General features: G+C 71.3%; 9 protein-coding genes. 3 read left to right on the forward strand and 6 right to left on the reverse strand.

Annotated features, from left to right (window positions below; all coding sequences use genetic code 11):
- Window positions 1-74: 74 nt before the first annotated feature.
- Entirely contained in the window at window positions 75-1,316 is a 1,242-nt protein-coding gene (locus tag C3481_RS13480) for a hypothetical protein (protein ID WP_103842820.1), read from the reverse strand.
- 107 nt (window positions 1,317-1,423) lie between these two features.
- On the opposite strand from C3481_RS13480, the gene C3481_RS13485 reads away from it, so the two are divergent.
- Together C3481_RS13485 and C3481_RS13490 are read left to right on the forward strand one after the other, a co-directional pair.
- Window positions 1,424-2,794 (forward strand): polysaccharide biosynthesis tyrosine autokinase, encoded by a 1,371-nt coding sequence (locus tag C3481_RS13485; protein WP_023954223.1) that lies wholly within the window; start codon window positions 1,424-1,426, stop codon window positions 2,792-2,794.
- Window positions 2,795-2,886: 92 nt separating this feature from the next.
- Window positions 2,887-4,347 (forward strand): polysaccharide biosynthesis tyrosine autokinase, encoded by a 1,461-nt coding sequence (locus C3481_RS13490; RefSeq protein WP_071919098.1) that lies wholly within the window; start codon window positions 2,887-2,889, stop codon window positions 4,345-4,347.
- Window positions 4,348-4,424: 77 nt separating this feature from the next.
- Here C3481_RS13490 and C3481_RS13495 read toward each other — a convergent pair whose 3' ends face one another.
- Both C3481_RS13495 and C3481_RS13500 read right to left on the reverse strand, forming a co-directional pair.
- Entirely contained in the window at window positions 4,425-5,894 is a 1,470-nt protein-coding gene (locus C3481_RS13495) for a DUF2029 domain-containing protein (protein ID WP_103842822.1), read from the reverse strand.
- Window position 5,895: 1 nt separating this feature from the next.
- A complete protein-coding gene (locus C3481_RS13500; RefSeq protein ID WP_181021939.1) occupies window positions 5,896-6,687 on the reverse strand; it encodes a glycosyltransferase family 2 protein in 792 nt (263 codons plus the stop codon).
- Between the two features lie 64 nt (window positions 6,688-6,751).
- Here C3481_RS13500 and C3481_RS13505 point away from each other — a divergent pair, with 64 nt between their 5' ends.
- Window positions 6,752-7,207: a GtrA family protein gene (locus C3481_RS13505; protein ID WP_103842826.1), complete on the forward strand. Its 456-nt coding sequence runs from the start codon at window positions 6,752-6,754 to the stop codon at window positions 7,205-7,207.
- Window positions 7,208-7,297: 90 nt separating this feature from the next.
- Here the strand turns inward: C3481_RS13505 and C3481_RS13510 are convergent, their stop codons facing one another.
- From C3481_RS13510 to C3481_RS13520, 3 genes are read right to left on the reverse strand one after another with little or no spacing between them, the layout of a single operon-like run.
- Complete coding sequence (locus tag C3481_RS13510) at window positions 7,298-7,696, reverse strand: RidA family protein (RefSeq protein ID WP_103842828.1); 399 nt, start codon at window positions 7,694-7,696, stop codon at window positions 7,298-7,300.
- Window positions 7,693-9,006 carry an aminotransferase class III-fold pyridoxal phosphate-dependent enzyme gene (locus C3481_RS13515; RefSeq protein WP_103842830.1) on the reverse strand — a complete coding sequence of 438 codons (1,314 nt, stop codon included), beginning with the start codon at window positions 9,004-9,006 and terminating at the stop codon, window positions 7,693-7,695. The genes C3481_RS13510 and C3481_RS13515 overlap by 4 nt, the downstream gene beginning before the upstream one ends.
- 14 nt (window positions 9,007-9,020) lie before the next feature.
- On the reverse strand, window positions 9,021-10,193 hold the full coding sequence (locus C3481_RS13520) for an acyl-CoA dehydrogenase family protein (protein WP_103842832.1): 1,173 nt from the start codon (window positions 10,191-10,193) through the stop codon (window positions 9,021-9,023).
- Window positions 10,194-10,197: the final 4 nt, after the last annotated feature.

A 10,197-nucleotide genomic window follows, 5' to 3' on the forward strand; every position in this document is an offset into this window, starting at 1 on the left:
ACTGAACGCGGATCCCGCACCGCGAGCATCCGCAGTTCCTGGCGAACCGACCGAGGACGGGCTGAACCCGGGGCCTACGGGAGGATGACGGCGCCACCGGGAAGCGTGCCGTCTCCTCCAGTGTCCCCGCCCGTGCCGTCGCCGCCGCCCGATCCGTCGCCAGTGCCGGAGCCGTCTCCGCCGGTATCCCCGCCGCCGGTGTCGCCGCCCGTGGCGGGATCGCTCGGTGTGGGCTCGGGGGTGACCGTGCCGCCCGTGTCGCTGTTGCCGCTCCCCGTGCCCGGGCTGGTCGACCCGCGGCCGGTGGTGTTCCGCGCGGCCTCGCGCTCGGCGATGATCGCGGCGACCGCCCGTTCGTGGTCGCGGCGCAGCGCGTCGACGAGCGGCGGATACGCGACCATCTCAGCAGCCCCGAGGCCACCGGCGGCCTGCGCGGCAGGCACGGCAGCAGCGGCCGCGGTCACGGCGTCGCGGAACGACGGCAGCGCCTCGGCGTACTCGGTCACCTCTGCCTCCGCGGAGGCCGGGAAGCTCGCGCCCAGCGCCGCGATCGAACCCACGAACGCATCGCGGAGGGCGACGACCTGGCTTCGCACGGCCCGCGTCTGCTCGGTCATCGCCGTCAGCTCATCGGAGCGCTCGCGCACGACGTCGATCTGGGCTCCGACCTGCGCGAGGTCATCCGTGTCGATCGCGGGCCGGGTATATGCGGCGGGAGTCGACGGCACCTCGATCGCGTCGAGTCCGGCCCGGAGGTCGGCGACCGCCTGCACTGCGGCCGCCCGCGCGGACTCGTCGACGTATCCGGCGACCGTCGCGAGCGCGGGCTCGACCCCGTCGGCCTCGGCGCGCGCCTCGGCCATGAGGGTCTCGATGCGGGTGACACCCGACTGCACGGCCTGCTCGCCGTTGGCGAGGGAGGCCTCATCGACCGAAAGCGCTCGAAGAGCGGATGCCGCGGGGCTGGCGTTCGCGAACTGGATGGCGCCGAACACGCCGACCACGGTGACGACGGCGACAGCGAGCACGGCGAACGCGACGTTGAGCCAATCGGTGCGCTTGTGACCGCGACGCGGCATCTTCGGGGCGCCCGACTTACCCGCGATGTGCACGGGGCTCGCGGACTGTGCGGCGGCGGCGACCATCGCGACGAGCTGCCCGGTCTCATCGGGTCGGGCGAGTGGGACGGCCTGCTCCATCCGCGGGGGGCCGACGAGCGCGGCGAGGCGGCGCTCGTCGATGATGCTGTCCGCGGCGCGGATGCCGTCGTCGCCCGATCGGCGATCGTCGGTGAAGAGATCGGCGAGAGAGTTCATCCGGAAGTGCCTCGGACTCGGACTCGGGCGCACGGAAAGCGCGCGGATGTCGGTGGAGCGTCTGGTCTCGTGAAAGGATACCCGGCGACACCGACGACAGGAGAAACGTGGAACTCCACGACTACATCCGCATCCTGCGCCGCAACATCGTTCTGATCATCGCGACCACGCTGATCGGCATCGCCGCGGGCGCGGCGTCGGCGCTCCTGACGCCGCCGCGTTACGACGCCACGACTCAGCTGTTCGTGGCGACGCAGTCCTCGGGCGATGCGTCCAACAATGAGCTGCGACAGGGCACCGACTTCGCCCGGCAGGCGGTTCAGAGCTACGTCAATATCATCCCGACGGCGCTCGTCCTCGACCCGGTGATCGCCGATCTCGGCCTCGACGAGAGCGCCGCGCAGCTCGCCGAGCGCGTCTCGGTCTCGGCGACCCAGAACACCGTCGTCATTTCCATCACCGTGTCCGACCCGGGTCCCGAGGGCGCGGCGCGCATCGCCAATGCGATCGCCGACAGCTTCACGACCGTCGTGTCCGAACAGCTCGAGCGCTCGACCGCCGAGCGTCCGAGCCCGGTGCGGATCGAGACGGTCCAGCCGGCCCAGGTGCCGGTCGATCCCGCGGCCCCGAACATGCGCCTCGCGCTCGCCCTCGGCGCGCTGGTGGGTCTCGCCGCGGGTGTCGCCGTCGCGATCCTGCGGGCGGTCGCTGACACCCGCATCCGCACCGTCGAGGACGTCGAGAAGATCGTGCCCGCTCCGCTGCTGGGGGGAATCGCGCTCGATCCGGAGTCGAAGAAGCGGCCCCTCATCGTCGCCGCCTCCGCCCGCGACCCCCGCGCGGAGGCCTTCCGCGCGCTGCGCACGAACGTGCAGTTCCTCACGACGACCGGCGGGCCGCTGGCGTTCGTCGTGACGAGCGCGAACCCGTCGGAGGGGAAGTCCACCACCGCCGCCAATCTCGCGATCGCCTTCGCCGAGGCGGGGTCGAAAGTCGTCCTCGTGGATGCCGATCTGCGGCGCCCGAAGACGGCGGAGTATTTCGGCATCGAGGGCGGCGTGGGACTCTCCGACGTCCTGGTGTCCCGCGCGAGCCTGCTCGACGTGCTCCAGCGGTGGGGCCAGGGGACGCTGTTCATCCTCCCCTCTGGCGCTGTCCCGCCGAATCCCGCGGAACTGCTCGGATCGACCACGATGTCCAAGCTCCTGGACGAGCTGCGAACCGCGTTCGACGTCGTCATCATCGACGCCCCGCCGGTGCTCGCGGTGACGGATGCCGCTGTCGTCGGCCGCGCCGTCGATGGCGTCATCCTCGTCGCGGCGGCGGGCTCCACCACCCGCGCGCGCCTCACCTCGGCGGTGAAGAACATCGAGACCGCCGGATCGCGTATCGCCGGGACCGTCGTGACGATGCTGCCGACGGCGGGTGCCGACAAGACCTCGTACGGCGTTTACGCCTACGTCGCAAAGGGCGATTGATCGTCCGAACCCACCTCTTGTCCGGTACCGGATGAGCCGTGTGGAACAATGACAGAGCCGTCGCACCGGACACTCATAGGGGGAATTACTACGTGGAACTCCGCGATTACCTGCGCATCCTGCACAGGAATTGGATTCTCCTTCTCGCTCTCCTGATCATCGGAACAGGAGCCGGGGCGGCATATGCCCTGCTTCAGACGCCGCGGTACGAGGCATCGACCAGCCTGTACGTCTCGGTCCGCACCGAGGGTGCCGCCACGGGAGAACTCGTGCAGGGCACGACGTTCGCCCGCCAGATGGTCACCAGTTACGTCGACGTCATCCCGACCTCGCTCGTCCTCGAGCCGGTGATCGAGGAGCTCGATCTCGACCAGACCGTCGCTCAGCTCGCCGAGCGCATCAGCGCCAGCACCCCGCTGAACACGGTCCTGATCAACATCACGGTCAACGACGCCGACCCCGAGCTCGCCGCGCGGATCGCCAACGCGACCGCCGAGAGCTTCACCACAGCGGTGCAGAACACCATCGAGCGCCCCGCGGACGGTCAGGGGACGAGCCCCGTCCAGGTCACGGTGACCCAGCTCGCGACCGCGCCCGAGGCGCCCGCGAGCCCGAATGTCCCGCTGTACATCGCCGTCGGGGCGCTGCTGGGCCTCGCCCTCGGCGTCGGCTTCGCCGTCCTGCGGTCGGTGCTCGACACCCGTATCCACACGCTGCACGACATCGAGCAGCTCACCGACAGGCCCATGCTCGGCGGCATCGCGTTCGACAACGAAGCGTCGAAGCGGCCCCTGATCGTGCACGCCGATCCCCGCAGTCCCCGTGCCGAGTCGTTCCGCACCCTCCGCACGAACCTGCAGTTCCTGAACGTCGAAGACGGCCCGCGCAGCTTCGTCGTCTCGAGCGCCGGCCCCGGCGAGGGCAAGTCGACCACGACCGCGAACCTCGCGATAGCCCTGGCCGAGACCGGCGCCCGCGTCGCGCTCGTCGACGGCGACCTGCGACTCCCCCGCGTCGCCGACTACATGGGCATCGAGGGCGGCGTCGGCCTCACCGACGTCATCATCGGACGCGTCCCGCTGGTCGACGCGCTGCAGAAGTGGGGCCAGAACCAGTTGTTCGTGCTGCCCAGCGGCCCGGTGCCGCCGAACCCGAGCGAGCTGCTGGGGTCGAGCTCGATGGACAACGTGCTCGCGGCGCTCACCGAGCACTTCGACTACGTGCTCATCGACGCGCCGCCGCTGCTGCTCGTCACCGATGCCGCGGTGCTCAGCAAGAAGACCCGCGGTGTCATCATGGTCGCCGCCTCGGGCCGCACGAAGAAGCAGGAGCTGCAGGGAGCGTTCCGCACCCTCGACACAGCCGGCGGAACGCTGCTCGGTGTCGTCGTGACGATGCTCCCGACCAAGGGACCCGACAGCTACGGCTACGGCGCCTATACCTACGGTTCGACGCACGTCGTCGACCAGGCGCCCGTTCAGCTCAGTCGCGCCGACGCCAAAGCCAAGCGGCGAGCGGACCGCACCGAGTCGACGGGCGTGCGCCGCAGCTGAAGCCCCTGGTTCTCGATCGAACGAGCCCGCGAAGTCGTAAAGCTTCGCGGGCTCGTTCGTTCACGCGGTGCGATGACTCAGTTCGCGGGACAGACGACGATGCCCGCCGCCTCCGCCAGCGGGGCCGCAGCACCGCACAGGTCGGCTCCGCCCAGGTCGAGTCGAGGGTAGCCGGCGATGTTCTCGGGCGGAGCGTCGAGCAGCGCGACGTGCGCGCCGGACATCACGACGACCGCGACGAGTCCGCCCCAGTGCGTCGCGATCCAGTCGGCCTCGACCGAGGCGACGGCGGCCGCCTGCTCGCGCTGCGCCGCGAGCTCCGTCCCATCCCGACCGGCAGCGGTGATCCCGGCGCTGCTCCCGGAGACGACGAGGCAGCCCGCGAGAGCGGCGGACACCACCACGGATGCCGCGCGCGCGGCGGCTCCCGACCGCCACAGCTGTCGCACTGCCGGGACGAGCGCCGCCACGAGCACGGGAGCGAACGCGAGGATGCCGGGGGCCGGATGCCGCACCCACAGCGGTAGGTGGCCGGCGGTCGACCACCAGCCGACGAAGGCTCCGAATCCGAGCACGGCGGCGGCGGCGAGGTGCGCGCGCGGCTCCGCGGCGAGCGTCGCCCAGAACCGGTCGGTGCGTCGCGGCGGATACCGCAGCAGCAGGGCCGCGACCAGGACGACGACCGCCACGACGACCGCGACGACGACCAGCACCGGCGGCAGGTGCCACGACGCGGCGAGGGTCATCACCTTCTCCCCGAACGTCGTGTGCGCGACCTGTCCCCCGCTGCGAAGGAAGCGCCAGATCTCTCGCGCGTGATCGAGGAACCCCCGGGGCCCGAGCGAGACGAATGCGATGAGTTCCACGAGCACGGTCGGGACCGCCACCCAGACCGCCGGGACGAGCAGCGCGCGGATGCGGCGGAGCCAGGGCTCCCCGTGCTGCAGGAGCAGCATCGCGACGACGAAGGCGGGGAGCGAGAGCAGGGCGATGTACTTCGCCTGGATCGCGAGTCCCACGAGAAGCCCCGCCAGCCACGGGCGCGTGCGCAGCGCGACGAGCGCCCAGGCGAGCAGGGCGGCTGCCGGTACCTCGCCGAGCACGTCGGCGGGACCCTGGATCGGTGAGGGCAGCGCGGCGGCGGTGAACGCGAGCGGGACGGCGACGGCGACGAGCGCGCCCCAGCGTCCGCCGATCCGGCGGCCCAGGATGCCGACAGCGACGAGCAGCGCGACGAAATACGCCGCCGGCACGAGACGGCCGCCGACGACCAGGTCGACGCCGGTCGCGAGCACGGCGGCGATCGGCAGGAGCACGACCGGTCCCGTCGAGATGCGCGCGTCGAAGGGCGTCAGCTCGCTGCCCGAGAGGGTGCCGTCGCTGGTGTAGCCGAGTCCCTGGAGGAGGTTGACGGGCACGGTCAGGTTGAACGCCTCGTCCTCCCAGAGCCGCGTGGCCGAGATGCTCTGCCAGAGGACGATCCCGTGGGCGGCGACGAGAAGCGCCGCGACGATCCAGAATGCGACGGTCCGGAGCGTGCGGGTCACGTCAGGCCTCCCGGCGAGCCTGCTCGCGCACGCCGCGCATGGGGGCAGCCGGGCGCAGCGAGAGCCGCCACAGCTCGATCAAGGCGTCGCGCGCGAAGGCCCGCAGGCGCGGCGGCGGCAGCATCGGCTGTCCGCTGGTCCCCCACATCGTGCCGGTCGTCTCAGCGCCGCGGCGCGGAAGACTCCGAACGGCGACGTAACGCACGCTCATGCGCCCGCGCGCTTCCGCGAGCGAGAAGTGCACGTGCGGCACGAGCGCATCGGCGCCGACGGCGTCGAGCAGCGTCGCGATCACCTCGGGCCGGTAGGCGCGGAGCGGGGTGTTGATGTCAGGCACTGCGCGTCCCGCGAATGGGCGGACGATGAGCCGCAGGCCGGCGCTCAGCATACGGCGGTACCAGGGATCATCGCGGCCGCGGCGCACGCCGTGCACGACGTCTGCGCCCGCCGACTCCACAGCCCCCACGACACGTGCGATGTCCTCGCCGGTGAACTGCCCGTCGCCGTCCACGTGGACGATGAGGTCCGCTGATGTCGCGAGCCCGGCACGGTAGGCGGCGAGCGCGGTGGGGCCGTGTCCGCGGTTGGCGGGCTGGGTCTGCACCTCGACACCGGGCAGCTCGAGGTGCGCGACGACAGACGCGGTGGCGTCCGTCGATCGGTCGTCGGCCACGATGATGTCGAGGCGGTCGCAACGCGACTCGAGATGCTCGTGGATCTCCTCGAGGAACCCGGCGATCCCGTCGGCCTCGTTGTACGCGGGCATGACGATGGCGATATGCGTGAAACTCACGTGGCTCCCCGTGCTTTCCGGTGATGTCCCCGGGCGCGGACAACGCCTGTAGCCTAGTCGAGCCATGTCACTGCCCCCTCGCGTGAAGCGCGCTGCCGCTCTGAGCGCGCGCTTCCTCACCGTCGGTGGCATCAGCACTCTCATCGAGGTCGTCACCTTCAACGTCCTGCTGTTCGGGCTCGGATGGGATGCCGTCGCCGCGAAGATCGTCGCGTCGCTCGTGGCACTCGTGAACGCCTACTTCGGCAACCGGCAATGGACGTTCAAAGACCGTGCCCGTCGGCGTCGCTGGGTCGAGATCACACTGTTCGTGATCGTCAACGCCGTCTGCACCGCGCTCGGTGCGCTCCTCGTGTGGGGCGGCGTCGAGGCGGCATCCGCTCTGCTCGGACGCCCCGCCGGACCATTCGTCGTGAACGTCGTCAACCTCGTGAGCATCGTCGTCGTCGTGCTCGCCCGCTTCGGCTTCTATCACTCGGTCGTCTTCCGCGCGTCACCCGCCGAGCCCGCTGCGCGCTAGCCCGACCGCCACCGAGGACGCATCCCCCCGCCGAGGACGTACCAACCGCGGTGCGTGCTCGCGTCGACGGTGCGCGTTCGCGCTCACACCTCACGCGAGGTGCGCGCGAGCGGCGATCTCGACGAGGAACTCTGGGCTCGCCAACGCCGTGACGCCGACCGCGGTCCAGGCCGGGAGCGTGGCGGGGTCGTCGAAGTAGCGCTGCTTCACGGCGGCGAAGACCGGCATCTGCGCGGCGATGTCGACGTGGTAGGTCGTCAGCTCGTAGACGTTCGCGAGGCTGCCGCCCGCCGCGGCGACGACCGCGCCGAGGTTGTCGAATGCCGCGGCGATGTGGTCCTCGAGCGATTCCGCGACGACGGCCATCCGTTCGTCGCGGCCGACCTGGCCCGAGACGTGCAGCTCGTCACCGATGCGCACCGCGGGCGCGTACCGCAGCCCCGTCACGAGGTCCCGCATGTGCGGGGGCGCGACGATCTCACGGGTCATGCCGCACGCTCCTCGAGGATGCGGTCGGCGACGGTCAGACCGGCGTCGAGGGCGGAGACGATGCGCTCGATGCCGTCCCGGTCGATGATGAGCGGCGGCGCGATGAAGAGCGAGGTCGGCTCGTCGCTCGTGCTGATTTGCACGCCGTGCCTGCGCGCCTCGCCGACGACGGCATCCGAGAGGTGGGACTCGACCGTCGTCGAGGTCCAGGTGCGCCAGTCGGGTCCGGGCAGCTCGACGGTCCAGTGCAGACCGCGTCCCGCGACGCGCACGACCGAGGGATGACGTTCGGCGAGCTCGACGAGCATGGCCCCGAGCTCGCCGCCGAGCTCGGCCGCCCGCTCGGGCAGACCTTCCGCCGCGGCGACGCGCAGGTGGGCGCGGACGGCGTGGACCACCAGCGGATGCCCGCGGAAGGTGCTGTAGTTCTGCCACTTCGCGGCCTCGAGCACGTCGAGCACCCGGCGCGACAGCACGACGGCCCCCGCGGGCACAGCGCCGCCTGCGAGCGGCTTGCCGAGCGTGACGATGTCGGGGCGCGACGCCCCCTCGGTGAACTGCATCCATCGACCGGTGCGGCCGAGCCCCGTCACGACCTCGTCGGCGATCCACAGGGCTCCGGCGCGACGGGCGGCGCCCGCCACCGCGTCCTGGTAGGCCGCGTCGTAGTACGAGCCGCCCTGCGTGTAATCGATGATCACGGCGGCCGCGCCGTCGATCGGCTGCAGATCGGTCTCGGCGGGTGCGGCGGAGGCGACCCGGGCGCCGCGCGCCCCGCTGCGCGCCCAGGCGCTGCCACCGGGGCTCGGGATCGTGCGCACCTCGGCACCGGCGGACGGGCGGCGCACCTCGCCGGCGAGAGTCGACAGCCCGCCGTGCCACTGCGGCTGAACGGTCACGTCGCGCGAGAGCCCGACGAGTCCGTGATACGCGCGTTCGCGCGCCACGATCGACTCGCGCCCGGTGATCGCCTGCGCGAGGGTGAGGGCGATGTCGTTGACCTCGCTCCCGCTCATCCCGAAGCGGACGCCCCCGACCCAGTTCTCCCCGGCGAATGCTGTGGCGACCAGTTCGTCGGCGACCGCGTCGCGTTCGGCCCAGGGGTTCCCCTCGTTGACAACGGGCAGGGTCGCAGCCTCACGGACGGCCTCGACCATGGCGGGGTGGGCGTGGCCGAGGGGTCCACCCGTGTTCGACGCGTCGAGCAGGCGACTGCCGTCGGCGAGGTGCAGGTGCACGCCCGCTCCCCCGACGATGCGGCGCGCGGGGTCGGGGCGACGGTGCAGTCCCGACGTGATCAGATGAGACATGGTCGTTCTCCCTCTCAGACGAACGCGCTGAGGCCGGTGGCCGAACGGCCCACCATCAGCGCGGAGATCTCGTTGGTGCCCTCGTAGGTGTAGATGGCCTCGGCGTCGGCGAAGTGGCGGGCGACGCCCGTCTCGAGGAGGATGCCGTTCCCCCCGCAGACCTCGCGCGCGAGCGCGACCGTCTCGCGCAGGTGCGCGCAGACCCAGTACTTCGCCAGCGCCGAGTCCTCGTCGCGGTAGACGCCCTCCTGCTGGCGCTCGGCCAGGCGCACGGCCATCCCGAGCGAGGCGGTGATGTTGCCGAGCATCCGGGCGATCTTCTCCTGGACCAGCTGGAACCGGCCGATCTCGCGTCCGAACTGCGTGCGTTCCGTGACGTAGCGCAGCGCGTTCTCGTACGCGCCCATCTGCACGCCGACCGCCTGCCAGACGGTGCTGGCACGCATGTGACGGAGCATGCGGCCGACGTCGGCGAATCGCTCGACGCGCTGCAGGCGGCGGCTCTCGTGCACCCGCACCCCGTCGATGGTGATGAGCGCGTTGTCGACGATGCGAAGCGACGCTTTTCCGGTGATCTTCTCGATCCGCAGGCCCGGGGCGTCGGTGGGCACGAGGAAGGCGCGGACCTCCCCCGACTCCTCCCGCGCCACGATGCACACGTGCGAGGCGAACGCGGCACTGCCGATCCACTTCTTCGCGCCGTCGAGCACCCACTCCTCGCCGTCCCGCCGCGCGGTCGTCTCCATACCGCGGGCGACGTCGGAGCCGTGCCCGGGCTCGGTGATGGCGAACACGCCGCGCAGGTCGTACGACTCGATGCGCGGCATCCACTCGGCGATCTGATCGTCGTCGGCACCGTGCAGGACCGCCCCCGTGATCATCGTGGCCTGCCCGCTGAACCACGTCGCCACCGAGGCATCGATGCGAGAGATCTCCATGACCCGGAATCCGATGAACAGGGCGCTGGGCTCTTCGCCCGCATCGCGCAGCTCGCGCGGGTCGAGCAGACGTTCGGCCGCGAAGAGGTCGGGCAGGTGGCGCGGGAACTCGCCGCGCTCCCAATAGTCGTCGACGATGGGCGCGACCTCGCGCTCGAGCAGGTCGCGCAGGCGGACGAGTACGGCGCGCTCGGCAGCGCTGAGCCGCGACTCGAAATCGTAGGGGTCGGTGGTGGGATACAGGCGCATGGCG

Origin of the sequence: Microbacterium sp. Ru50 (assembly GCF_002920555.1) — a bacterium.
Taxonomy (GTDB): domain Bacteria; phylum Actinomycetota; class Actinomycetes; order Actinomycetales; family Microbacteriaceae; genus Microbacterium; species Microbacterium arborescens.

Bases quoted from the DNA above. Each gene is read 5' to 3' on its own strand.
- C3481_RS13480 (WP_103842820.1), bottom strand. From the start codon at position 1,316: ATGAACTCTCTCGCCGATCTCTTCACCGACGATCGCCGATCGGGCGAC.
- C3481_RS13505 (WP_103842826.1), top strand. From the start codon at position 6,752: ATGTCACTGCCCCCTCGCGTGAAGCGCGCTGCCGCTCTGAGCGCGCGC.
- C3481_RS13510 (WP_103842828.1), bottom strand. From the start codon at position 7,696: ATGACCCGTGAGATCGTCGCGCCCCCGCACATGCGGGACCTCGTGACG.
- C3481_RS13515 (WP_103842830.1), bottom strand. From the start codon at position 9,006: ATGTCTCATCTGATCACGTCGGGACTGCACCGTCGCCCCGACCCCGCG.
- C3481_RS13520 (WP_103842832.1), bottom strand. From the start codon at position 10,193: ATGCGCCTGTATCCCACCACCGACCCCTACGATTTCGAGTCGCGGCTC.